The organism is Pseudomonas sp. GL-R-26 (assembly GCF_019947365.1).
In the GTDB taxonomy this organism is placed as follows: Bacteria; Pseudomonadota; Gammaproteobacteria; order Pseudomonadales; family Pseudomonadaceae; genus Aquipseudomonas.
Map to the genome: position 1 here is coordinate 29,242 of NZ_JAGYGI010000035.1, position 22,143 is coordinate 51,384.

Below are 22,143 nucleotides of genomic sequence, written 5' to 3' on the forward strand. Positions count from 1 at the left end.
CAATTACTTAGTGGGGGAAAGACAGGAAAGGCCGTGGTCGGCACCGTTCGCGCCGGACCAGGCAGTTGGAATGCGTGTAATCGATTGAGGCGTTGACCAGCAGGGGGGGCGTCCATGAACGCCGGAACGCTGGTCGCGCGATTGCCTGATGCATCGAAACCCCTCGGCGTCCCGTTTCCGGGGGCCGAGGGCGCTAATGCCGGTAACGCTAGTCAGATTTTACCGAAATTGACACAGCAGTAGCCCATGTCGTCCTTCTCCTGCACCTGCCGGAAATCATACGGCACCCATTCGCAGCGCGTAATCAGGCCTGGGCTATTCAATCCTTTGAGAAATGGCAGCAGCCTGCCGTTACTCAAGTCGCCACCGTAACCGGTCTCAGACACATAGAGCACATGGATCGGTTTCTTGTCGCGCAAAAAGGCAAAATATGTCATGTGGTCCACTACGACATTTTCTGCCGACTCCGCAGGAATACCACATGACACCCCCAGCTTACTGATTGAATCCAAGTGAAGCTGAGACCCCAGCACCGGAATCGAAAGCGGCTGCCCGGGCAAACTCGATTGCGCGAAGGAGGAGTTGCGTGTGATACCAGGGGTCACGAGGGTTAACAGTGTCACCATCGACGCCATGGAAAGCAGCATTAACAGTGAATAGGCTAATAGTGTGGGTGTGTTACTCAGCTTCACTGCGCGCCGGGAGTGCATCAACAGGGCTGCGATGATGATCGACACAGGCATGAATTGATTAGCTGCATAAAAATTCTGGATGTTGTAAAAAAACGCATTGATTAAATCTGCGCCGACCAACAACAGCGCCAGCACGACAGACGCAGACACTTGGCGGCGAACCAATTGCAACAGAAATACCGCGATACTTACAATGTGGATTCCGATAATAAACGTGTACAGAGAGTAATAAATGGCAAGATTGAGGTACGGCAACGCTTCAAAGCTACCGACCATAGGAGGCAGCCAGCCCGATTGAAAAGTGTCATTAAATGTAAGATGTATCAACAACCGGTCAGGGAAGCTCACTAAGTTATTGTAAGCAGCGCTGACAAACTCAGCTGGTGCAGAGAACAGCATACCCGGTAACAATGTGTTGGCCGCCAGCATTTTTTGAATGTTCGGCGCATCCTGGCAGCCCGCAAGCGCGCTGAAATCGTGAAAGGTCTGAACGCACAGAACCACGACGAACAGCCACAAGCCATAGCGAATTGTTTTGTGGTACGTTGCCGTCGCCAACCACACAGCCGCAAGCGCGAATGGCGCATAGAACATGCTCTTCGGGTGAGCATAGAAAAATAATGTCAGCAACAATGCAAGCCCAGCTGTCATCGCCACCTGCGCGCGCGCAGACTTCTGCTCCTTGAAGAAGAGTGCCAACAAACAAAGCATGAGGATCGGCAGCATCAGAAATTGTTCAGGGCGCGACAAGACCCACAGATAGGGTAGGACACCCAGTGAAGCCACTGCAACCAATCCAGCGAAACGCTGAAGTGCCCCTCCCAAATCACGTGCCTGCGTCAAACACCAATAAGCGAGCAAGGCAAACCAGATCAGCGATAAAGAAATACCGCTCACTCTTAAGCCAAAAGGCCCCAGGTGGGCATAGATCGCCGACAGTAATATACCGGCCGGATAAAACACCCATGAAACTGTCCGTCCAGCAGTTGTTGTGCATTGTGGAAAAAGGGTAACCGCATTTCCGTTATCCAGAAAGAGCCGTGCAACCCTGAATTTTGTCATGACTTCATCTGAGTAAATCGGAAGAAACACTCCGCTCAGTAATACAGCAAAGAACAATGTCAGAATAATTATTGGAATTTTACTTGTTAAAGCATTTCTCATTCTTCAATATCCGCTCGATTTAAAAATCGATTATTCCATCTTCGTCAGTAAGGGCTTATTAATCGGCGCCAATGATAGCCCACTCCCAGCATTGAACCTACATTGCATCCATCTAATCTGAAAGCTCTCTGGAAACTCCGTGTAAGTCCTCAGCTGTGTTGAGATGCGCTCTGACTGACTGAAGCGAGCCCCTGCATGAGCCAGATGAGCTTTCCGGCTTCGAATATGTCTGCAAGTGTAAGCAAATCTGGCATGAACATTTTCTGTCTGAAATGCAGAGGGTGGTGCTTCAGCTGCTGCAAAACTGGTTCGCCTTGAGCGATCCGGCGATGGAGAAGGCGCTCTATAAATCACTTCATTACGCCAGTTCGCCCGGTAATCCCCCATTTTTGGTGCTCGCCAGAAGTAGAGGTCAGGCCACTAGTGTGCTGAGCGGTTAGTTCATTTATCTACTGGTAACGATATACCGTGCATCCAATGTCATGGGTGCAGCTACGCAGTGTGCAGATCAGCAATTGCACGCTGCGTGTTCCCCCTCAGGAAACGGCGCGCCGTAGCGAGTCGACGATACCTGCCTGTTGTTCCTGTGTCAGCCCAACCCACAGTGGCAAGCGGATCAAGCGTTCCGACAGGGTGTCTGTATTTGTCATCGCGCCATGTTTTCGGCCGTAGCGCAGTCCTGCCGGTGAGGAATGCAGAGGTACGTAATGGAACACCGGGTGGATATTGTCGTGTTTAAGCTTCTCTAGCGTGCGTTGGCGATCGATTCCGGGAGCAAGCAAGACATAGTACATGTGTGCATTGTGCATGCAATCTGCCGGGATGATCGGGCGGCGTACTGCACCTGTCAATTCAAGCCCTTCCAGCGCTTGGTGATAGCGGTCCCAGCTATCCAGACGATTTTGCGTAATCGACTGTGCATCTTCCAGTTGCGCCCAAAGAAAAGCGGCGGTCAATTCACCTGGCAGGTAGGAAGAGCCGACTTCCTGCCAAGTGTACTTGTCCACTTCACCTCTGAAGAAGCGGCTTCGGTCCGTACCTTTCTCCCGAATAACCTCGGCGCGTAATGACAGTGCCGGGTCGTTAACCAATAGCGCACCCCCTTCGCCGGATATCACGTTCTTGGTTTCATGGAAGCTATATGCACCCAGATCACCGATACTGCCCAAGGCTCTTCCTTTATAGGAGGCCATGACCCCCTGCGCAGCATCCTCAACCACGCGGAGACCGTGTCGGCGGGCGATCTCCATAATCGTGTCCATTTCGCATGCGACGCCAGCGTAGTGAACCGGAACGATTGCCTTGGTGCGAGGTGTAATCGCAGCCTCAATCAGGCGTTCGTCCAGGTTCAGTGTGTCTTCTCTGATATCGACAAACACCGGTATTCCACCGCGCAATACAAAAGCGTTGGCAGTGGAGACGAAGGTGTAAGAGGGCATGATGACCTCATCCCCAGGTTCAATATTCAGCAATAGGGCTGACATTTCCAGGGCAGCAGTACAAGAATGCGTCAACAGTGCCTTTTCGCTGGCGGTGTACTGTTCAAGCCACTGATGGCAACGTCGGGTGAAGGGGCCGTCACCAGCAAGCTTATTAAGGAACTTTGCTTCTGCAATATAGTAAAGTTCCTTTCCCGTCATGAAAGGGCGATTGAAGGGAATTTTGAAGTCGCTCACTGTAGGTCTCCAGATTATCGTTTTTTGGCTAACAGCAAGAGTGAGCCGCCGAGAGGAAAGGTGATGCCTGCCTTCAAAAGTCCAAGCTCTATCTTCATAACGAACTCAAGGAGCCGATTGGTCCGGTCAGAAATATCGAGCTCGCTGTTTACTTCCGCATTTTTTTGACCGGGGCGCTGCCGTGCCAGCCACATCAAGGAGACAAGCAGGGTGACAAAGGATGTGACGTATTGAACCTCAAGGCCGGCGCGGCCTACCTTGTCGACAAGCTCGCGTCGCGTGTAGCGACGCACATGACAGGCACGCTCATCCGCAGCGGACCACAGCCAGCGGTGCTGGGGAACGGTCAGCAATAGATGACCATCCTTATGCAGTGCGCGGGAAAGATTCGCCAGTACCTGTTCATCTTCATCGATATGTTCGATGACATCAAAAGCGCCAATTACATCAAATCGCTCTGCATCGTTCATGGTGCGCGCGTCCAGCTTTTCAAAGCTGGCGCCGGGCACACGTCGACGTGCATGCATCAGGCCTTCATCGAAAAACTCGGTGCCGGAGAGTGTAGTTTCGGGAAATTCCTGGTGAATCCCTTCCAGCACAAAGCCGGTACCGCAACCAATCTCCAGGAAATTCCGGATTTTGCCGATGCGAGATTTCAGCACCCAAATGATCACGCGGTTACGGGCGCGAAACCACCAGTGGCGTGCCTCTGCCTGGGCAAGCGCCTCAAAGGCAGCCTTGGGGAACGGTGTGCGATCTGGGGGCATCAATCTGGCTCTCTGTTTTAGTTTCTATCTTTCAGGCGATTTTCCCGAATAGTATCCCACAAGTAAATAAAACCACCGCAAGCGGCAGGGATCAGGACCATTAGAATGTAGTTTGCCAGGGAGGCGCCTACGGCTATATTGGCTGGTACGTCAAGCAGACCATAAAAATAAACAAAAAAACCTTCGCGTACCCCAAGCCCACCCACTGTTATTGGAACCATGGTCAGGATGGCGATGACCGGATAGAGAGCAAAGTGCTGAATGAAGGGGATGTCATAGCCATAGGCACGAAATACCAAATACACTACCGATATAAGAGATATTTGATAGCAGCAGATAAAAAGTAGGGATGACGTGAGCGCCTGCCGGTACGGGAAGTTAATTGTGCTGGTATGAAGTTTCTGAATATAACCCAGCAATAGTGAAAGTAACGGGTTTTTGACCGTGCGGCAGCTATAAAGTGTATGGATTTTTTTGCTGGTCAATATTATTTGGGTCACTACGGCTATGCTGCTGACTGCGCCGACGGTCATGATGAGCAGCGCGTAGTTGTCTGACGCGGGTAAGAAGGGCAGGGCAAAAAGGGTAAAGGTGCATAACACCAATAGTCCAATCATGCGCTCAATGATTACCGTACTGCCTGCGGCACCCCGCTTTTTCGGGTGGCGTCGTTCGATGTGAAACATACGAAAGGCATCCGCTCCCTGTGATGAGGGTAAAATCAAACCTTGAAATTGAGAAACCAAATTTATTTTCCAGAGGCTTGCTAACGCTTCGTCAATCGAATTGAGCCGCAGGAAGACTTGCCAGCGGTTAACAGAAAAAAAAGAACTCAAAGTGATTGGGATAACAGCAGCCAGCGCAAGGTAGTGCCAAGCTGTAATGTCGCTGATTAATGCCGTTAGTTTAAGATCAAATGCGTGTATGAGAAGTGCACAGATAAAAAACGCAATCAACAATTTCAAAAACGTTAAAGGCATGCAGGGTGCTCAACGTAGGAGGGTGAGGCTAACGCTGTGTAGGTAATAGGTTGCCGAACCCTGTCACGGTCGAGAACGGCATGAGGGAGAGTGAACATGCTGCCTTTCTCCCTTACATGACAAGGGATGTCGGTTATTGCTGTTTTGATTTTATGTAGTCGGCCAGGTCATTGATGGTATTAAGGCCTTCAATATCCTCGTCAGGTATTTCGATGGCGTAGTGATCCTGGATAGACAGAATGATATTGAACATGCCGAGCGAGTCAACACCCTGGTCGCTCAGGTTGATATTGTCGCGTAGCGTTGAGGCATCTGCTACAACATCAGCCTGGGAAATGATGTTGATAAGTTGTTCTTTTGTCTGAGGCATAGTTAGTATTTCATCGTATAGGTGTTGAAGTTGCCCCGGCCGGTACGTTTGTACTGCGGGGGGAGCTTAGTGGCATTGCTGGCAGTTGACGAGGTCGTCTGCAGGCTACTGAGCTGAACGGTGGTCATGTTGCCACACTCCTTGCAACAGAGGGGGCCTGCTCCGTTGCCTGCTTCAAAAAGATGTCGCACATTAGCAGCTGCCGAGAGAGGCGTGTTGTGTTGATCTTCGGGCCACAAGCCTCGCTGAACTGGCACCACGCCTGACTACAAGGTTCGTATGCTAGCGGTAAGCTATTCGACTTTGAGGGCGCTGAAGTAGAGCGTACCGATATGTTCTGCATTGAGCTCAATGCGACTACGGGTCAATCGAGTGCCCAGCGTCTGCTCAAGTGACAGCCTAACCCCGCTCAAGTCAAAACACGGCGGCCACTCCGGGCTTTCCCAGCGACAGAAAACCCACTGGCTGCCACTGGGTATGCTCAATTCCTTGAGATGCAGTGCCTTGTTCATGGATACCAGCACTTCGATCGGAGAGAAGTCATCTGGCATGGTCGTCAGGCTCACTGACCGATGGGCGGGTGTGAAAACACATTGTTTTTCAACCAGCGACTCGTTGTAAGCACGTCGTGTATCGGCGCAACCTTCGCCTTGAATCAATTTGCCTTCATGATCAATACCGTCGAGTTGAAAGGTGAAGGTAGCGACAGCCTCACCCGGCAATGATCGAGGGGTTGCTCTCGGCCACCAGTGACAGGTGAGTAGATGTCTGGTCATTCTACTGATTCTGAAGTCCAGCTTTTCGATCCTTGCGTGCGGCGCGTGGCGAGTGATGGCCTGCATCGTGGCATTGAGCATGTCGGACCCGTGTATGTAGGTTCGTTCGCCCTTGAATCCCAGTGATAGCTCGATGAAGTGCGTCACTTTTGTTTCCTGAGGTGAGCTGTCATGTTAGCCCTGTGATTGATTGCGAAGTTTCCAGAAACGACGCTGTTTGGCGCGATGTCGCCAATGACAACCGAGCCCATTTTTATTTGTACTGCGTCGCCAATCACAAGGCCCTGTGCGATGGAGCAAGAGGCACCGACCCATGCTCCGGCCCCCAGGCGTGTGCGTCCTGCAACAACGGTGTTGCCAGAAATTACCGAGTTCTTGCCAATCACGGCGCCATGACCAACATTGGTCATGATGCCGATCTGGCAATTTTCTCTGATGGTTGTCGGCTGCTGGAACAAGGACCTGGCGATTACAGCGCCGGCAAGTATCTGGCAACCCGATTCAATGCGTACACCGCCCTGATGTTTGACCACCATCAGCGTGCCGTTGTCGTTGCGTAGCGTGATCAAGCCCTCGGCGCCTAACACTGCATTTGAACCGATGTAGACATTGTCCCCGATCTCGACAGGGCCTTCGATCACCACATTTGCTGAAATTTCGACATTGTTACCCAGTGTGGCCCGTGGCGAGATAACCGCGCTGGGGTGCAGCGTGCAATTTTCGCCGATGGTCGGTGTTTGCGCCGTTGCGTACTTTGCATCTTCACCCAACCGGTTGTAGAGGTGGAAAAAAGAGGTGCGTGGGTCGGCACAGAATACAATTGATTTTTCAGACGCTAATTCTTCATTTTTTAAACTTTCGGGGCACAGGACACACGCGACGTTGGGTGAGGCCAGGGCTTTTTGCAAATAGTGCAAGTTCTGACAGTAGACCAGTGCGCCTGGTGTTTGCGCATCGATTTCGTCGAGGTGTGCAAAGACCCCATCGTTCAAAATGTGTTCAGCAGGGAAATAATCCACGACGCGGTAAGCGGATGTCATCATTACTCCACATGCTCTTCAATAATGGGGAATTGACTAAGGTGGGTTGCATTTTCGACCAGTCGTCCGAGGTACTCGCCTTGCACACCCAGGGCCAGAAGGATGTTACCGGCGAGGAATGACAGCAGGATCGCCAGCGACGCCCAGCCTGGCACTACATGATCGGTCAGGAGGGTGCGCAGCAGAACATACATAGCGAAAAAAATGCTCGACGCGCTGACCAGAAAGCCCCAGATCGACACGTAGCGAAGTGGCAACAGGGAGTAATTGACGATAAGGAACGAAAGCGTTTTGAACATCTTGCCAAGGGTGTAAGTGCTCGGGCCGCCATCGGCGCGTGGCGCGTGGCGAATACTCACGTTCGCCATCATGCTGACGGGCACCGAATTAAAAAGCATCGCGGCGATATGTGGGTGTGAACCCTGATATCTGACGAGCTGTCTTGCCACCTGTTGACTCATGGCCCTGTAGCTCGAGAGGCTGAAACCGGTCGGTTTGCCCATGACCTTGCTAACCAGTTTCTGGTTGATGCGCGAAGCCATGTTGCGCCAGGCGCTGTGTTGTTTTTCAGCCATTGGGATCTTACCGATGACGACATGCTTGCCAGCTTGAAGTTGATCAATAAACAGTGGGAGGTCTTCGGGGAAGCACTGCAGGTCATCGTCGATTGTCACGACATAGCGTTTGCCGGCATAGCCGATGCCGCACAGCGTAGCGTGTTGTTGTCCCTTGTTCTTCGCGAAGCGAACGACTTTGACTCTGCGGTCTTGTTCGTGAAGTGCCAGAGCGGCAAGCCACGTCTGGTCCGGGCTCGCGTCATCGACAAGAATAATCTCCCAGTCGTCGCAAATCTGATCAAGAGTTGCGCGCGCACGCTCGTAAAATTGCGGGAGCGTACTTGCGCTTTTATAAACGGGTACCACCAAGCTTACTGAGACGGTTTTATTAATCACCTTGAGCCTCATCCTGATCATTCGGTTGTGCGATGACGCATGCTGCTAACGGGTCCTGCCTGGATTTTGCAGGCTCGTAGAGTTGTTGTTTGCTACTTGGCATCGCGCGCAGAGGGGGGGAGGGTATGCTATATGCCATCCGATTGGTAATCCTCAGGGAGCCGGTCACCGAACACATGAACAACATTACTGCTCATGCAAGGTGGACCATCAGGCTCTACCAGCAGCCAGGCGTCGGACAACTGTGGACAGGGCACCGAACGAAGCATGTTGATTGGTCGGTTGAAGCCGCGGATTTTAAGCTATGGGGGGAAAGGTGTCACGGTGCTGGAAACTTTGCCTCTCGTTTTCAATCTGTTCGGGGGTGTAGTGGTCTGATTACCCCCCCCTGAAAAAATTTAAGCAGGCGTTTTTTCATGTCTGGTCTGGCGCTGTCGATTCAGCAACTGGCGGTGGTGGAAGAGTTGTTGGTGAATCGAGCATTGGACAATGTCGATCCACAAGGCAGTGGGTGTGAGAGATCGCCAGGTGCGCACGGTTTCTGAACCAACGCTGTCACCCCCTAAAGTTTCATGTTGTCAGGCACAACCGAGGAATAGGATGTCCGCCAAAGGTCATGTCCCCCCGCGCCTCAACCCACAGGAATCAAAAAATGATCGCAAACCTCGTCAAAGTCTCGCTGATGGCCGGTGCTTTGTTGTTGAGCGCCTGTTCGGGTGTGAACACCCACAGCGATTATTCGGTCGACTCCGTGCAACCTGCCGGCTTCGGCCCGGGGCCTACCAGCAACCCCGACAAAATGAATTTCCACGGCAGCGCGCTCGGCAATAGCTTTGGCGAATACGGTTCAGGTTTGCTGCACGACGACTGATACGCGCTCCGCAATGAAGAAGGGCGCTCCTTTGGGGGCGCCCTTTTTTGTGCGAAAAAACGATCCGTTACTTGGCGTCAGGCACCGCCAGCCACTGGCGCAGAATCTTCTGGTAGTTGCCTGTCGCCTTGGCCAGGTGCAGCCATTGATCGACGTACAGCTTCCAGGTGATGTCGTCGCGGGGCAGCAGGTAGGCTTTTTCGCCGTATTGCATGTAGTGCGTGGGGTTGACCGCGCACAGGCCCGGTTTGAGCTTCTGCTGGTACAGCGCCTCCGATGCGTCGGTGATCATCACGTCGGCTTTTTTATCCAGCAGTTCCTGAAAGATGCTCACGTTGTCGTGCAGTTGCAATTGGGCCTTGGGCAGGTAGGCGTGGACGAACGCTTCGTTGGTGCCGCCGGCGGGTTCGACCAGGCGAACCGAGGGTTGGTTGATCTGTTCGACGGTCTGGTACCGCGCCTGTTCTTCGCAGCGCACCAGGGGGATTTTGCCGTCGACGTCGAGGATACTGCTGAAGAAGGCTTTTTTCTGCCGTTCCAGGGTGACCGAGATGCCGCCCATGGCGATGTCGCACTTGCCGGCGAGCATGTCGGGCATCAGGGTTTTCCAGGTGGTGGGCACCCACTCGACCTTGACGCCAAGGCTGTCGGCCAGGGCGCGGGCCATGGCGATGTCGATGCCGGAATATTCGCCGTCCTCGGCTTTGAGGGTGTAGGGCTTGTAGTCGCCGGTGGTGCAGACGCGCAGTTGTCCCTGTTGCATGACGCTGTCCAGATGCGAAGGTTCTGCCTGGGCCCCAAGGGAGAGTGCGAGCAAGCCGCCGAGCATCATTGCTCTTTTGATTTTCGTCATTGTTGTCGGGCTTTTGTGCTGGAGTGGTTTTGAAGCAGAGAGTGTAGTGAAACTTTCACTGGTGTGAAAAATCAACGCCCCTTGAAAATTGCTCATTCCACTTCCGGGCTCAACGTCCCCAACCACGCCACCAACCCCACAATCAATACCGCCGCGGCCATTTCCACCACCACACTACGCCGAAGTGCATGGGCCGCCACGCGATATTGGCCCTCCCGCAACGACCGCTCCAGCAAGGGGCCAAGATGAAAGCGGTTCAACGCCGCCAACACCAGCATCCCGGCAAACAGCAGCACTTTGATCGCCAGCAGAATTCCGTAGTGGCTGAGTAAAACCTCATCGAGTTTGGGCCCGACGATGAACAGGTAGTTCACCACGCCGGTCACGGTGATGATCACAACGACCAGCGCACCGACAAGCTCAAATCGCATGACTGCGCGAGCCAGCAACCGTATCTGTGTTTCGGTTTGCAGGGCCCTGGGTTGCGCCATCAAGGCAAACGCCAGCAACGCGCCGAGCCAGGCGCCGGCCGCCAACAGGTGCAGGATGTCCGCAGTAAAGTGCCAGAAACGGCGACTGCCTTCGTCCATGGCGCCATGCCCGCTCCAGGCCAAACTGGCGAGGGTGATGCCGCCGGCAACGGAGGCGATCACCAGGCTGATACCGGGTGCGCGTGGGTTGAGCATCAACGCCAATCCCGCGACCGCAAATGCAATCATCCGCACGGCCCAGGCCAACCCGACATCTGTCTCGAACAGCATCATTTCGAGGTGAGGGCGCAACTCGGTAACGTCTGATTCGCCGCTCATGGCGCGGACCATCAGCACCATGCCGGCGACGGACAGCAGGGCGCCGAGTCCGGCTGTTGCCGTCAACAATCGGCGAAAGGGCAGCACCGTCCCGGATAACCGTTCCTGTCCCTTGAAGCTGTAGAGCCCGAACAGCGCCACGCCAAACAACAGCATCAAATCCACATACAACACAAACCGCAGCACGACGTTGGCCGAGTCGCTCATCGATCATTTCACTTTGAAGGTGACGTTACCGGTAATCGGGTGGGTGTCCGAGGACACCGCGCGCCATTCGACCTTGTAGGTGCCGGCAGTCAGGGGTGTTGTCGGGGTGATGAACATGCTCTTCGGGTCACTGCCGCCGCTGACTTTGGCCTTGACCGGCATCGGGGCGTGGGCCATGCCGGCCATTTCGGTCATCAGCAGTTTGGCGCCGGAAAACTGGGTGACGAGGTTTTCGGAAAAGTGCAGTTCGATCTTGTCGGGTGGCGCACCTTCTGTGCCTTCCGTTGGGGTGGAGGCGAGCAGTTTGGGGTGTGCTGGAGCGAGGGTGCTAACAAGCAGGCCGCTGAGCAACGCGATTGCGACGGCGGTGGGTTTGATGATGCGCATGCAAGGTCCTTTACCGCTCGAGGCGGTTGTTGTTGGTTTTGGGTGAGTCTGTTCAGAACCACATCCGAATACCGAGCACGAGGCGGGTTTCGCTGCGGTCCTCGCCTTCGTCGTTGGCATAGTCGGCGGTGTTGCCGTAGGTGCGGTTCCAGGTCACGCCGAGGTAGGGCGCGAATTCCCGGCGGATTTCATAGCGCAGGCGCAAACCCGCCTCGGTGTTGGACAGCCCTGCGCCGATGCCCCGTTGCGGATCGTTTTTGCCGTAGGCATTGAGTTCGACGGTCGGCTGCAGGATCAGCCGATTGGTCAGCAGGATGTCGTAGTCGCCCTCCAGCCGCACGGCGCTCTGGCCGCCTTCGCCGATGAAGGCCGTGGCTTCGGCTTCGAAGTTGTACAGCGCCATGCCCTGCACGCCGAACGCGGCCCAGGTTTGCGGGGCGCCGGGTTTGAAGTCCTGGCGCACGCCGCTGGCGACGTCCCACCACGGGGAAATGGCGTGGCCCCACAGGGCCTGGATTTCCGCGTCCTCGGTCACGCCGTTGGTGCGCTCGCCTTCGGAGCGCAGCCACAGGCGATCGATGTCGCCGCCGACCCAGCCGGACAAATCCCAGGCCAGGGTGCTGCCGTCATCGGCGTCCTGCCATTCCAGTTTGTCGGCGAGGAAGAATGAATTGAGCGTGCTGTCATGTACGTGGTGACCGGCGGGATCGGCATACACCGCCGCGCGATCGGCATCGGTCAGCACCGGGATCGGCGTGCGGCTTTCGCTAGGCGCGGCGGGCTGCATCTGGCCGTCGTCCATGCCTTGCATCTGACCTTCGACCATGCCTTGCATTTGGCCGTGGTCCATCTGGCTGTGATCCATGCCTTGCATGTCATCGCTGGCGGCCATCGCCGTCGAGGTCGCGAGTGCGAAAAAAAACGGGGTGAATCGAATCATGGGGTGCGCCTCATTCTTCCACGCGAACTTCACGGAACATGCCCATTTCCATGTGGTACAGGAGATGGCAGTGATAGGCCCAACGGCCGAGCGCATCGGCCGTGACCCGATAGCTGCGCCGGGAGCCGGGTGGCATGTCGATGGTGTGTTTGCGCACCATGAACTGGCCGTTCTCGTCTTCGAGGTCGCTCCACATTCCGTGCAGGTGGATGGGGTGCATCATCATCGTGTCGTTGACCAGGACGATTCGCAGCCGCTCGCCGTACTTGAGGCGCAGGGGCTCGGCATCAGAGAACTTCACGCCGTTGAACGACCAGGCGAATTTTTCCATGTGACCGGTCAGGTGCAACTCGATGGTGCGGCCAGGCTCGCGGCCGTCCGGGTCTTCGAAGGTGCTGCGCAGGTCGGAATAGGTGAGCACGCGACGACCGTTGTTGCGCAGGCCCATGCCGGGGTCGTCGAGTTTCGGTGAGGTGGACATGGCTTGCATGTCCACCAGCGGGTTGTCGGTTTCCGAGGCCGGGTGGGACTGCATACCGGGCATGTCGCCCATGGCCATGTTGCTGTGATCCATGCCCGCCATGCTGCCGTGGTCCATGCCGCCCATGCCCATGTCATCCATGGTCACCAAGGGGCGCGGGTCCAGTGGCGGCAGCGGCGCAACCTGTCCCGCTTTCACCGCCAGGGTGCCCCGTGCGTATCCGGTGCGATCCATCGCCTGGGCGAACAGGGTGTAGGCCGCTTCGGTCGGCTCGACGATAACGTCGAAGGTTTCGGCCACGGCGATGCGAAACTCGTCGACGCTCACCGGTTTGACGTGCAGGCCATCGGCGGCGACCACGGTCATTTTCAGGCCGGGGATGCGCACGTCGAAGTAGGTCATGGCCGAGCCGTTGATGAAGCGCAGCCGCAGCTTTTCCCCCGGGCGGAACACTCCGGTCCAGTTCGAATCCGGCGCCTGGCCGTTCAACAGGTAGGTGTAAGTGGCGCCGCCGACGTCCGCCAGGTCGGTGGGGTTCATCTTCATCTCGGCCCACATCTTTCGATCGGCGACGGTCGGCCCCCAGCCTTTTTCGCTGACGTCGTGGATGAAGTCGCCCACGGTGCGTTTGTTGAAGTTGTAGTAATCGGACTGTTTTTTCAGGGTCTTCATCAGGCCGACCGGGTCTTCGTCGGTCCAGTCGCTGAGCATCACCACGTAGTCGCGGTCGTACTGGAACGGCTCCGGGTCTTTGGCGTCGATCACCAGCGGGCCGTAGACGCCAGATTGCTCCTGAAACCCCGAATGGCTGTGATACCAGTAGGTACCGTTCTGGCGCACGATGAACTGGTAGACGTACATGCCGCCCGGCTCGATGCCCTTGAAGCTCAGCCCCGGCACGCCGTCCATGTTGGCCGGCAGCAAGATGCCGTGCCAGTGAATGGAGGTGCTGTCCTTGAGTCTGTTGCGCACCCGCAGCGTCACCGTATCGCCTTCACGCCAGCGCAGCATTGGGCCGGGGATGCCACCGTTGATGGTCATCGCGGTGCGCGGGCTGCCGCTGTAGTTGACCGGGGATTCGCCGATGAACAGCTCGAAATCATTACCGGCCAACACCTGGGGTTCGCCGGGGCTGCTGATCGCCCAGACCGGCGTGCGCCATAACCCGAGGCCGCCGCAGAGCCCGCCGATGGCCAGGCCTTTGACGAAGGTGCGTCTTGAAGTGTGGGAGTGCATGCCGTGTGTTCCGCCCGTCAGCCTGTTGAACTTGTCGACGAGGCTAGCGGGCGGTGCCTTTCAGCAGGCTGAGGCGGGGATTACAGTTTTGACAGGTTGGGCGTCGCTTTCTGGCTTGAAGTGGACTTTTCCCTTGAGGCCACGGTGTCGCCGCCGCAGTTGATGTAGGAAGACGACTTCAGCCAGCGTTGGTCCGGGTAGTAGGAAAACAACAACTGCCCGTCCTTCATCGAATCGATCAGCCGATGGGCAATTGCAGGCCTGACGGCCGGGCATCCCAGGCTGCGGCCGATGCGGCCATTGGCGCGGGCCAGCACCGGGCTGACATAGGGCGCGCCGTGAATGACGATGGCCCGGTCAAAGGCGTTATCGTTGAAGCCGGGCTCCAGGCCTTCCATGCGCAACGAGTAACCGTTCTGGCCGAGGTAGCTTTGCTGGGTGCGGAACAGGCCGAGGCTGGTGGCGTGGCTTTCGTTGCGGTTGGAGAACAGCGTGGCCATGTTTTCACCGCTGTTGCGGCCATGGGCGACCAGTTCGTGAAACAGCAACTTGCGCCGCTTAAGATCGAAGACCCACAGGCGTTGTTCGGTCGAGGGCAGCGAGTAATCGATCACCGCCAGTCTTTGGGCGGGGGCAACACCTTGGGCACGGCTGCATTGGGTGGCGCGAACGGCCAGGGCAATCACTTTGGCGTCGGCGCCGGGTGCTGCTTTGACCAGCGCGTTTTCAAGCGAATCGGCGTAGGCTGACGTTACTGAAAGGCACGTCAGTAAAATGGCAAATAAAAGGCCAAAGCGGTTTAGCGCCATAGTCGGGTCTCATCATGATAATTTCGAGTCTAGCAGCGAGTGGAAAGCTAGCCGTTTGAAACGGAGGATTAAGGATTATCCATGGTGCAATTAACAAGGTCATTCGTCATAAGCCGCATGTTTTTTATGGGCTTTCTGATCAGCGGTGCGGCGTTTGGGCAAACTTCGCCGATTGAGCCGGTATCTGCGGCAAGCAGCGCAAATGATGCCGCGGCGCCCGACGACGCAGTCGGCCAAGCGATTCAGGCGACGCTAGAACCGCTGCGGTCGGCTTTTCCGCCGCTGCTCACCTCCAGGCGTCATCAGCGTGTCGATGTCAGCCGGGTGGTGCTGGATTTCTATATGCATCGCAACTATCGCGCCGCGTGGACGGACGATCGTGACGTGGCGCAATTGCTCAAGAGCCTCGAAGACACCCGTATCGACGGCCTGAATCCGGCGGATTTCCGTATCTCCGAACTGGCCCAGGCCCATGAATCGCTGGTGGCCGCCATGCCTTCCACGGCGCAACGGGCGATGTTCGACATGGCGGCCACCCGCACCTTCATCACCGCGCTGCTGCAACTGCGGCGGGGCAAGGTCGATCCGGCGCGCTTGGACATTCACTGGAATTTCGATCCGGCTGGCGGTGATGCCCGGGAGGACATGAACAACCTGTTTGCCGCCCTCGATGCCCATGACGTGGCGCGTGCATTCGCCGATGCGCCGCCTCAGGAAATGATTTACCGCAATTTGCGTGAAGGCCTGGCCCGGTTGCGCCAGGTCCGGGACGCGGGTGGCTGGCCGAAAGTCATCGAAGGTCAATCGCTCAAGCCCGGCATGGACGGGGTGGCGGTCACACAATTGCGTGCGCGTCTGGTGGTGGGCGGTTACCTGGACCCGCACCTGTCGAAAAAGGCCGGTTACGACGACAAGGTCATTGCCGCGGTGAAGAGGTATCAGACCGAGCAATACCTGGGGGCCGATGGCGTGGCGGGGGCGGCGACGCTGGCGGCACTGAACGTGCCGGTCGAGGCGCGGATCGATCAGGTGCGGGTCAACATGGAGCGCGCCCGGTGGCTGTTGTACAAGCTTCAGGGAACCTTCGTGATCGTCGATATCGCCGGCTACAAGGTGGCGATGTACCGCGACGGTCTGCCGATCTGGCATTCACGGGTGCAGGTCGGTAAACCGGTGCGCAGTACGCCAGTGTTCCAGGCCGAAATCACCTACATCACGTTCAACCCGACCTGGACCGTGCCGCCGACCATCCTCAAGCAGGACGTGATTCCGAAAGTCCAGAACGATCCGGGTTATCTGGCGGCCAACCGGATTCGCGTGCTTGACCGCGAAGGCAATGTGCTCGATCCGTCGGACGTTGACTGGAGCAATCCGCGGGGCATTCACCTGCGTCAGGATGCCGGCCCCGACAGTTCGCTGGGGCAGGTGGTGATCCGTTTCCCCAACGACTATGCGATTTACCTGCATGACACGCCGCACCGCGAACTGTTTGCCAAAACGGTCCGGGCCACCAGTTCAGGCTGCATCCGCGTGGAAAACCCGCTGCAACTGGTCGAACTGTTGTTCAACGACCCAGTGCGCTGGAACAGCGCCGGCATTCAGAAGCAGTTGGCCAATGGCCGGACCGAGAACATCCTGCTGCCGGTGAAAGTGCCGGTGCTGTTGGCCTATTGGACCGTGGACCTGAGCAATGACGGACGGGTGACGTTTAAGCCCGACATTTATGATTACGATGCCAGGGTGCTGCAGGGCTTGAGTCAGCCTGCGAAGTTGCCAGCCCTGGACTTGCGTCGCGTAGAGATACCGCTGGTGGTGACGGGGCAGAACCAACAGCAATGACCAAACCCGGACACTGTAGGAGTGAGCCTGCTCGCGATGAGGGAGGCACATTCAGAAGTGATGTGACCGACAGTCCGCTATCGCGAGCAGGCTCGCTCCTACAGGATTTGTGGCACTCGATAGACTGGCATTCAGCTAATCCCCTAAAGCGCCAACCCTTGTTGCACCACGACAAGCAGATCGGTTTCCGTCAGCGCCACCGCATCCAGCTGCGCGGTGGCCTGCTCGATCGTTTGTAGCCACCAGTGTGTTTCACCGTGTTCGTCCACGGTGCGCAACAGGGCGAGTTCGTTGCCTGTCGTGTGGATCTCGACCCGCCCCTCGCCATCGGCGGTGAAGCGTGCAACCGGGTCAAAGGTAATGCTGTGTTCGTTGCCGGTGATCACCAACTGGTCGATGGCGTAGTCGTAAGCGTCGCCATCGGGGTGACTCTCGAACACGTGGGTGGGGTTGCGCCGCAGGACCAGGCCCGCTTCGGTCAAGGGCAGCAGCCAGGCCTCTATCCGTTGATACAGTTCGTAGACCTGGCCCGGCCAGCCATCGATCGCCTGATCCGCGCTGGTCAGCCGTGTCTGTTTCAATTTTGCGGCGAGCTCGTCTGCTTTGCTCATGTCGATTCCCTGTTTTGAGGTCAGTCTAATCGTAGCTCGTTGACGCACAGGTAGCGCTTGCCCCGGATCATGTTTGCCGCTCAGGCCGGGCAGGTGTGATACCTCTGGGCAAGTGGCCACCCATTTATCCTGGATAACCCCGTAAACTACGGCCCACAAAGACTGAGGGCTTTGGGTTGTTGCCCGCGCCTTGCCCCCGACAGGATGAACTTTTGCCCACGCGCTTTAACGACCCGGACCACACCCCTGGCATCGCATTGAAACGCATACCGTTGCGCAAGGCCGCGGTATTGTTCATTGCCACGGTGTGCCTGTGCCTGTGCGGTTTGCTCTACCTGCAACTGGAACAGTCCCGTCGCCATGACCTGAGCCTGGCGCAAGTGGCGTCTTCGAACCTGACGCGGGCCATGGCGCAGCAAGCCGAAGACACCTTCATGAAGGCCGACCTGGTGCTGACCAGCCTGGTGGACTGGATTCAGGTCGACGGTTTCGGCCCGGACCAGCGGCCACGCTTGCAGCAGACCTTCGCCCGGCGGGTGCTGGCGCTGGATCAGTTGCACGGCATCCTGCTGTTCGACCAGAAGGGCCAGTGGGTGGTGACCTCGTTTGAAAACCTGCCGCGGGGGCCCGGCGTCGCCGATCGCGAGTACTTCAAGTACCACCAGCAGAACGTATCGTCCGTGGCGCATATCGGCCCGGCCATCCGCAGTCGGGAAAACGGCGAGTGGATCATTCCGATTTCCAAACGGGTCAACGACAGGAACGGGCATTTCCAGGGCGTGTTGCTGGCCGGCATCAAGATGTCGTACTTCGACCAGTTCTTCAAAAGCTTCAGCCTCGACGACAACGGCTCGATGTTTCTCGGCCTGACCGATGGCACGTTGTTGGCGCGTCGACCTTTTGTAGAAGCGCAGATCGGTGTATCGCTGGCCCAGAGCGAGATCTTCCAGAAGTTCCTGCCACTGGCCACCTCCGGCAATGCGATGTTCACGTCCATCATCGATGGAGTGACGCGCATGTACGGTTACCGACAGCTGGAGGGGTATCCGCTGGTGGTCACCGCTGCGTCGTCCACGGAGTCCATTCTCGCGGGCTGGTACGACACGGCGTTTCGCTCCAGCCTCATCGTTGCCCTGGTGTTGCTGGGCGTGGGGCTGTTCGGGTGGGTGTTCCTGCATCAGGTGCGTGTCGGCGAGCGGGTCGAGTCGGATTTGCGCAGGGCCCAGCAAGCGCTGGAGCTGATCGCCACCCACGACAGCCTGACCGGGCTGGCCAACCGCCGACTGTTCGAGCGGGCGCTGGACGTCGAGTTCGGGCGCGGCGCCCGGCAGGCCAGCCCGTTGAGCCTGATCATGCTCGATATCGATTACTTCAAGCGCTACAACGACACCTACGGCCACGTGGTGGGAGATCACTGCCTGGCCGAAGTGGCGCGCGCGCTGAAGAGTTGCTGCCACCGCAAGGCCGATCTGGCGGTGCGTTACGGCGGCGAAGAGTTTGCGGTGCTGCTACCGGACACCGACATCCATGGCGCCATGACGATTGCCGAGCAGATCCGCCGCAGCGTCATCGACAGGCACATCAGTCACACTGGCTCGCCCAATGGCTGTGTGACGGTCAGTCTGGGTTGCTATTCGTTTGTGCCGTCGGGGCGTGACAGCATGGACGTGTTCGTCGAGCGGGCGGATGCGGCGTTGTATCAGGCCAAGCATTCGGGGCGAAACCGCGTGGCAACCTTGTCGATGGCCGGCGGTGTCGAGGCCTTGATGCGCTCTGACCGCTGAAGTGCTTGTGCTGCGGGTGGTCCGCCTCCCGGGCCCGGCGGCCGTTCAACCTGACCATGCGTCTGTACGGCCCGAAAGCCGAGGCGCTGAATGGCAAATGGAACCCGCCGGCGGTCAAGCCGATGTAAGCCTCAGGCGACAAAAAGCGGCCAATGACGGCGGGTCATTGGCGGCTTTGGCCTGTCCAGCTACCCGTCCCGCCGCCAGCACCGCCGGTTCCGCCACCGGGCGCACCAGTGCCGCCGCCCGCGCCACTGCCCGGACCATTGACGCCGGTAGTGCCGCTTGACGAACTGGGGCCGCGACTGCTGCTGTTGTTGCCCGAGGGTTCACTGGGTCGGTTGTTATCAGGCAGCAGGGTTGAATTGCGGGTTGCGCCGGGTGCCGTACCGGGCGCGCCAGGGACATCGCCGGGCGCCGCAAAGGTGGCCAGGGACGTGGCCGACAACAATCCGGCCAAGAGCAGTGAAGTCATTCTGATGTTCATCATGGTCGTCTCCAGGGATGAGTCGTTACCTGATGTTGGTGTGAAGGGGCACGCGGTGGGTGCCGACCGGTTGACGAGTGGCGCGGACTTGACCGTAACCGGCACTGGGCCGCAGTGGGGGAGGCACCTCATCCTTAGGAGTGCCCGTTCAGGAAGAAGTTGCGGATCGCTTCGTTCAACGTCAATAACCTGCGCGCACGGCTACCGAAGCTGCTGACCTGGATTGAACCGGGTTCGCGCAAGCGGCGTTGATTATCCGCACAAGGCGATTGGCTAAATCAATTGTCGGCGACAGTGCTTGATCCCGTATACATAGCGGCCACTGGCGGAGCAATCCGCCGCTTGCGTGCAAAAGGATTGAACGATGAGCGAGCCACGCCTGACCGACCCAGCCTTGTATCTGCGACGCCTGGGTTTCGATGCACCTCCGGCACCGATCCTGGAAACCTTGCGCCAACTGCAACTGCGCCATACCGGTGTTTTCCCGTTTGAAAACCTCACCACGTTATCCGGCGAACCGGTGCTGATCGACTTGCCGTCCATCGAGCAGAAGGTCTTGCACGATGGTCGTGGCGGTTACTGCTACGAACTCAACAACCTGTTCCTGGCCTTGCTTCAGGATTTGGGTTTCGACGCCCGTGCCATCAGCGGCCGGGTAGTGATGGGCCAGCCGGAGGGTGCCTGGACTGCCCGGACCCATCGCCTGAGCCTGGTCATCATCAATGACGTGCGCTACATCACCGACGTCGGCTTCGGCGGCATGGTGCCGACCGCGCCCCTATTGCTTGATACCCGCGCCGAACAACCCACCCCGCACGAGTCGTATCGCATCGACCTCCACATCGACGGTTTTACCCTGCGGGCCAACGTCGCGGGCGAGTGGCGAGCGATGTACATCTTCGACCTGCAACGCCAGGAAGACATCGATTTCGCTGTGGGCAACTGGTACGTCTCGACCCACCCCGAGTCGTCTTTCGTCAAGCAGTTGATGGTGGCGCGCACCGGGGAGGGCTGGCGGCGCACGCTCAACAACGGCAGCTTCGCGATTCACCGGGTTGGCCATGACAGCGAGCGGCGGGAGGTGGCGGATGTTCAAGAGTTGATTGGCCTGCTGAGCAGCGAGTTCGGCATTCGCGTACCGGAACAGGCGCAATTGGCGCGGACGCTGGAACGATTGATCGCAGCACCGCAGTAGCTGGCTGATCCTGGACATCACAATGGGCTGATCCGATTGATCGGCCCTTGGTGTTTCAGGGCCGGACACCCGGCTCCATCACCCGTTGGATTTCGCGCAAGGCCTCTGCCAGTTTCTGCTCCAGGCCCTTGAGTTCGGCAGGGGTGAGGGGTTGTTTCAGGTGCGCGCTTTTGCCTTCGTTGAGCAGGGCTCGGCGCAACGTATTGTTGATCGCCGTCTGGTAGCCGTACCCCTCGTGTTCTGCCAGTGCCCGGGCGGCTTCGATGACAGCGTCATCGAGCATGATGGTAATGCGGGTCTTACCTTTGGCGGGCACCACGGCCCCGCGCCTGGCGTTGCTGAAATCGTATTCGTCTTTCATCGGTCATGCCTCCAGATACTGACGGCGCTCGCTTTTGGTGGCGACGCGCGCGGAAATGATTCGAACGAAATCCGGATCGCGGTGGGTGTACACGACAACCAGTAACCGGCCTTTGGCATCCAGCCCCAGGGTGATCCAGCGTTGTTCCTCATGGTGGTTGTCCTCGATGGTCAGAGCTCGTTCGTCATGGAATACCGGTTCAGTCTCGGCGAGGCTGATGCCTTGGTGCTTGAGTTTGTTGGCTGCGTTCTTGGCCTTGTGGAACTGAATTTCGAATGACTTCATTATGCATACTTTATATGTATATAGAAGAGGCGGGCCTTACCGATGGTCGCCAGGAATTCAAAAGACTAGTCAGCACCCGGTGGTGGGCGGCGAGGGATGTATTTCAAGGTTTTTGGCGGGGCCAGGAGGGTGGGTGTCAGGCGGAAATGGACAAGTATCCATTTTGTGACCGATAAGTTGTATACAACTCTATAGACATTTGTCCCGTGTCTTGCATACAGTGTGCGCATAACAAAAACCAGGGAACCCCCTCCATGAAAACGCCCCATGTTTCACACCAACGGCCCGAGGACGAAAATCTTGGGATCGGCGCGAATATGGCTTATGGCCTGCAACATGTTCTGACCATGTATGGCGGTATCGTCGCGGTGCCATTGATCATCGGCCAGGCGGCCGGGCTCTCGCCGGCGGACATCGGTTTGTTGATTGCTGCTTCATTGTTTGCGGGGGGGCTGGCAACACTGCTGCAAACCCTGGGTTTACCGTTTTTTGGTTGTCAATTGCCGCTGGTACAGGGCGTATCCTTCTCTGGCGTCGCGACCATGGTGGCGATTGTCAGCAGTGGCGGGG

Annotated in this window: 25 protein-coding genes and 1 pseudogene; 7 read left to right on the forward strand and 19 right to left on the reverse strand. The window is 57.3% G+C overall.

Annotation, left to right across the window (positions count from 1 at the left end; translation table 11 throughout):
- Window positions 1–212: 212 nt before the first annotated feature.
- Window positions 213–1,856: a hypothetical protein gene (locus KGA96_RS25825; RefSeq protein WP_223515368.1), complete on the reverse strand. Its 1,644-nt coding sequence runs from the start codon at window positions 1,854–1,856 to the stop codon at window positions 213–215.
- 195 nt (window positions 1,857–2,051) lie between these two features.
- Between KGA96_RS25825 and KGA96_RS25830 the strand changes: the two are divergent.
- Window positions 2,052–2,232: pseudogene (locus KGA96_RS25830) on the forward strand (IS5/IS1182 family transposase); the annotation flags it as partial.
- A 160-nt stretch (window positions 2,233–2,392) separates the two neighbouring features.
- Here the strand turns inward: KGA96_RS25830 and rffA are convergent.
- The 8 genes from rffA to KGA96_RS25865 form a co-directional block, all read right to left on the reverse strand.
- A complete protein-coding gene (gene rffA / locus KGA96_RS25835; protein WP_223515371.1) occupies window positions 2,393–3,532 on the reverse strand; it encodes a dTDP-4-amino-4,6-dideoxygalactose transaminase in 1,140 nt (379 codons plus the stop codon).
- 14 nt (window positions 3,533–3,546) lie between these two features.
- Window positions 3,547–4,299, reverse strand: a complete 753-nt coding sequence (locus tag KGA96_RS25840; protein WP_223515373.1) for a class I SAM-dependent methyltransferase — start codon at window positions 4,297–4,299, stop codon at window positions 3,547–3,549.
- Window positions 4,300–4,316: 17 nt separating this feature from the next.
- Complete coding sequence (locus KGA96_RS25845) at window positions 4,317–5,279, reverse strand: lysylphosphatidylglycerol synthase transmembrane domain-containing protein (RefSeq protein ID WP_223515376.1); 963 nt, start codon at window positions 5,277–5,279, stop codon at window positions 4,317–4,319.
- Between the two features lie 133 nt (window positions 5,280–5,412).
- A complete protein-coding gene (locus KGA96_RS25850; RefSeq protein WP_223515379.1) occupies window positions 5,413–5,649 on the reverse strand; it encodes an acyl carrier protein in 237 nt (78 codons plus the stop codon).
- A 2-nt stretch (window positions 5,650–5,651) separates the two neighbouring features.
- A complete protein-coding gene (locus KGA96_RS29680; protein ID WP_263287116.1) occupies window positions 5,652–5,777 on the reverse strand; it encodes a hypothetical protein in 126 nt (41 codons plus the stop codon).
- A 165-nt stretch (window positions 5,778–5,942) separates the two neighbouring features.
- Window positions 5,943–6,572 carry a hypothetical protein gene (locus KGA96_RS25855; RefSeq protein ID WP_223515382.1) on the reverse strand — a complete coding sequence of 210 codons (630 nt, stop codon included), beginning with the start codon at window positions 6,570–6,572 and terminating at the stop codon, window positions 5,943–5,945.
- Window positions 6,569–7,465, reverse strand: coding sequence for a DapH/DapD/GlmU-related protein (locus KGA96_RS25860; protein ID WP_223515385.1), 897 nt, complete (start codon window positions 7,463–7,465; stop codon window positions 6,569–6,571). Before KGA96_RS25860 ends, KGA96_RS25855 begins: the two co-directional genes overlap by 4 nt.
- A gap of 2 nt (window positions 7,466–7,467) precedes the next feature.
- Window positions 7,468–8,418, reverse strand: a complete 951-nt coding sequence (locus KGA96_RS25865) for a glycosyltransferase family 2 protein (protein ID WP_185754737.1) — start codon at window positions 8,416–8,418, stop codon at window positions 7,468–7,470.
- A 416-nt stretch (window positions 8,419–8,834) separates the two neighbouring features.
- On the opposite strand from KGA96_RS25865, the gene KGA96_RS29685 reads away from it, so the two are divergent.
- On the forward strand, window positions 8,835–8,963 hold the full coding sequence (locus KGA96_RS29685) for a hypothetical protein (protein ID WP_259674424.1): 129 nt from the start codon (window positions 8,835–8,837) through the stop codon (window positions 8,961–8,963).
- Between the two features lie 107 nt (window positions 8,964–9,070).
- Window positions 9,071–9,289 (forward strand): hypothetical protein, encoded by a 219-nt coding sequence (locus tag KGA96_RS25870; RefSeq protein WP_223515387.1) that lies wholly within the window; start codon window positions 9,071–9,073, stop codon window positions 9,287–9,289.
- A gap of 67 nt (window positions 9,290–9,356) precedes the next feature.
- Here KGA96_RS25870 and KGA96_RS25875 read toward each other — a convergent pair whose 3' ends face one another.
- The 6 genes from KGA96_RS25875 to KGA96_RS25900 form a co-directional block, all read right to left on the reverse strand.
- Window positions 9,357–10,118 carry a transporter substrate-binding domain-containing protein gene (locus KGA96_RS25875; RefSeq protein WP_404942344.1) on the reverse strand — a complete coding sequence of 254 codons (762 nt, stop codon included), beginning with the start codon at window positions 10,116–10,118 and terminating at the stop codon, window positions 9,357–9,359.
- Between the two features lie 116 nt (window positions 10,119–10,234).
- Complete coding sequence (gene copD, locus KGA96_RS25880; protein ID WP_223515390.1) at window positions 10,235–11,158, reverse strand: copper homeostasis membrane protein CopD; 924 nt, start codon at window positions 11,156–11,158, stop codon at window positions 10,235–10,237.
- Between the two features lie 3 nt (window positions 11,159–11,161).
- Window positions 11,162–11,545 (reverse strand): copper homeostasis periplasmic binding protein CopC, encoded by a 384-nt coding sequence (gene copC / locus KGA96_RS25885; RefSeq protein WP_223464732.1) that lies wholly within the window; start codon window positions 11,543–11,545, stop codon window positions 11,162–11,164.
- A gap of 52 nt (window positions 11,546–11,597) precedes the next feature.
- Complete coding sequence (locus KGA96_RS25890) at window positions 11,598–12,485, reverse strand: copper resistance protein B (protein WP_223515393.1); 888 nt, start codon at window positions 12,483–12,485, stop codon at window positions 11,598–11,600.
- Between the two features lie 10 nt (window positions 12,486–12,495).
- Complete coding sequence (locus tag KGA96_RS25895) at window positions 12,496–14,202, reverse strand: copper resistance system multicopper oxidase (RefSeq protein ID WP_223515396.1); 1,707 nt, start codon at window positions 14,200–14,202, stop codon at window positions 12,496–12,498.
- A gap of 80 nt (window positions 14,203–14,282) precedes the next feature.
- Complete coding sequence (locus KGA96_RS25900; RefSeq protein WP_046038125.1) at window positions 14,283–15,011, reverse strand: murein L,D-transpeptidase catalytic domain family protein; 729 nt, start codon at window positions 15,009–15,011, stop codon at window positions 14,283–14,285.
- 81 nt (window positions 15,012–15,092) lie between these two features.
- On the opposite strand from KGA96_RS25900, the gene KGA96_RS25905 reads away from it, so the two are divergent.
- Complete coding sequence (locus KGA96_RS25905) at window positions 15,093–16,850, forward strand: murein L,D-transpeptidase (protein WP_046038127.1); 1,758 nt, start codon at window positions 15,093–15,095, stop codon at window positions 16,848–16,850.
- Between the two features lie 143 nt (window positions 16,851–16,993).
- Here the strand turns inward: KGA96_RS25905 and KGA96_RS25910 are convergent, their stop codons facing one another.
- A complete protein-coding gene (locus KGA96_RS25910) occupies window positions 16,994–17,461 on the reverse strand; it encodes a hypothetical protein (RefSeq protein WP_046038129.1) in 468 nt (155 codons plus the stop codon).
- A gap of 212 nt (window positions 17,462–17,673) precedes the next feature.
- On the opposite strand from KGA96_RS25910, the gene KGA96_RS25915 reads away from it, so the two are divergent.
- A complete protein-coding gene (locus KGA96_RS25915; protein ID WP_046038130.1) occupies window positions 17,674–19,245 on the forward strand; it encodes a GGDEF domain-containing protein in 1,572 nt (523 codons plus the stop codon).
- A gap of 163 nt (window positions 19,246–19,408) precedes the next feature.
- On the opposite strand, the gene KGA96_RS25920 is transcribed toward KGA96_RS25915, so the two are convergent.
- Window positions 19,409–19,735 (reverse strand): hypothetical protein, encoded by a 327-nt coding sequence (locus tag KGA96_RS25920; protein WP_046038132.1) that lies wholly within the window; start codon window positions 19,733–19,735, stop codon window positions 19,409–19,411.
- A gap of 361 nt (window positions 19,736–20,096) precedes the next feature.
- On the opposite strand from KGA96_RS25920, the gene KGA96_RS25925 reads away from it, so the two are divergent.
- Window positions 20,097–20,927 (forward strand): arylamine N-acetyltransferase family protein, encoded by an 831-nt coding sequence (locus KGA96_RS25925; RefSeq protein ID WP_046038133.1) that lies wholly within the window; start codon window positions 20,097–20,099, stop codon window positions 20,925–20,927.
- Between the two features lie 55 nt (window positions 20,928–20,982).
- Here KGA96_RS25925 and KGA96_RS25930 read toward each other — a convergent pair whose 3' ends face one another.
- A complete protein-coding gene (locus KGA96_RS25930; RefSeq protein ID WP_046038134.1) occupies window positions 20,983–21,288 on the reverse strand; it encodes a BrnA antitoxin family protein in 306 nt (101 codons plus the stop codon).
- Between the two features lie 3 nt (window positions 21,289–21,291).
- Window positions 21,292–21,573 (reverse strand): BrnT family toxin, encoded by a 282-nt coding sequence (locus KGA96_RS25935; protein ID WP_046038135.1) that lies wholly within the window; start codon window positions 21,571–21,573, stop codon window positions 21,292–21,294.
- Between the two features lie 254 nt (window positions 21,574–21,827).
- Between KGA96_RS25935 and KGA96_RS25940 the strand changes: the two genes are divergently transcribed.
- On the forward strand, window positions 21,828–22,143 hold a 316-nt coding region (locus KGA96_RS25940; RefSeq protein ID WP_317850358.1), incomplete at its 3' end, for a solute carrier family 23 protein.

Coding starts and splice junctions, on each gene's coding strand:
- KGA96_RS25825 (WP_223515368.1), bottom strand. CDS start 1,856: ATGAGAAATGCTTTAACAAGTAAAATTCCAATAATTATTCTGACATTG.
- KGA96_RS25840 (WP_223515373.1), bottom strand. CDS start 4,299: ATGCCCCCAGATCGCACACCGTTCCCCAAGGCTGCCTTTGAGGCGCTT.
- KGA96_RS25845 (WP_223515376.1), bottom strand. CDS start 5,279: ATGCCTTTAACGTTTTTGAAATTGTTGATTGCGTTTTTTATCTGTGCA.
- KGA96_RS25850 (WP_223515379.1), bottom strand. CDS start 5,649: ATGCCTCAGACAAAAGAACAACTTATCAACATCATTTCCCAGGCTGAT.
- KGA96_RS29680 (WP_263287116.1), bottom strand. CDS start 5,777: ATGACCACCGTTCAGCTCAGTAGCCTGCAGACGACCTCGTCAACTGCC.
- KGA96_RS25860 (WP_223515385.1), bottom strand. CDS start 7,465: ATGACATCCGCTTACCGCGTCGTGGATTATTTCCCTGCTGAACACATT.
- KGA96_RS29685 (WP_259674424.1), top strand. CDS start 8,835: ATGTCTGGTCTGGCGCTGTCGATTCAGCAACTGGCGGTGGTGGAAGAG.
- KGA96_RS25870 (WP_223515387.1), top strand. CDS start 9,071: ATGATCGCAAACCTCGTCAAAGTCTCGCTGATGGCCGGTGCTTTGTTG.
- KGA96_RS25875 (WP_404942344.1), bottom strand. CDS start 10,118: ATGCTCGGCGGCTTGCTCGCACTCTCCCTTGGGGCCCAGGCAGAACCT.
- copD (WP_223515390.1), bottom strand. CDS start 11,158: ATGAGCGACTCGGCCAACGTCGTGCTGCGGTTTGTGTTGTATGTGGAT.
- copC (WP_223464732.1), bottom strand. CDS start 11,545: ATGCGCATCATCAAACCCACCGCCGTCGCAATCGCGTTGCTCAGCGGC.
- KGA96_RS25890 (WP_223515393.1), bottom strand. CDS start 12,485: ATGATTCGATTCACCCCGTTTTTTTTCGCACTCGCGACCTCGACGGCG.
- KGA96_RS25895 (WP_223515396.1), bottom strand. CDS start 14,202: ATGCACTCCCACACTTCAAGACGCACCTTCGTCAAAGGCCTGGCCATC.
- KGA96_RS25900 (WP_046038125.1), bottom strand. CDS start 15,011: ATGGCGCTAAACCGCTTTGGCCTTTTATTTGCCATTTTACTGACGTGC.
- KGA96_RS25905 (WP_046038127.1), top strand. CDS start 15,093: ATGGTGCAATTAACAAGGTCATTCGTCATAAGCCGCATGTTTTTTATG.
- KGA96_RS25910 (WP_046038129.1), bottom strand. CDS start 17,461: ATGAGCAAAGCAGACGAGCTCGCCGCAAAATTGAAACAGACACGGCTG.
- KGA96_RS25920 (WP_046038132.1), bottom strand. CDS start 19,735: ATGATGAACATCAGAATGACTTCACTGCTCTTGGCCGGATTGTTGTCG.
- KGA96_RS25925 (WP_046038133.1), top strand. CDS start 20,097: ATGAGCGAGCCACGCCTGACCGACCCAGCCTTGTATCTGCGACGCCTG.
- KGA96_RS25930 (WP_046038134.1), bottom strand. CDS start 21,288: ATGAAAGACGAATACGATTTCAGCAACGCCAGGCGCGGGGCCGTGGTG.
- KGA96_RS25935 (WP_046038135.1), bottom strand. CDS start 21,573: ATGAAGTCATTCGAAATTCAGTTCCACAAGGCCAAGAACGCAGCCAAC.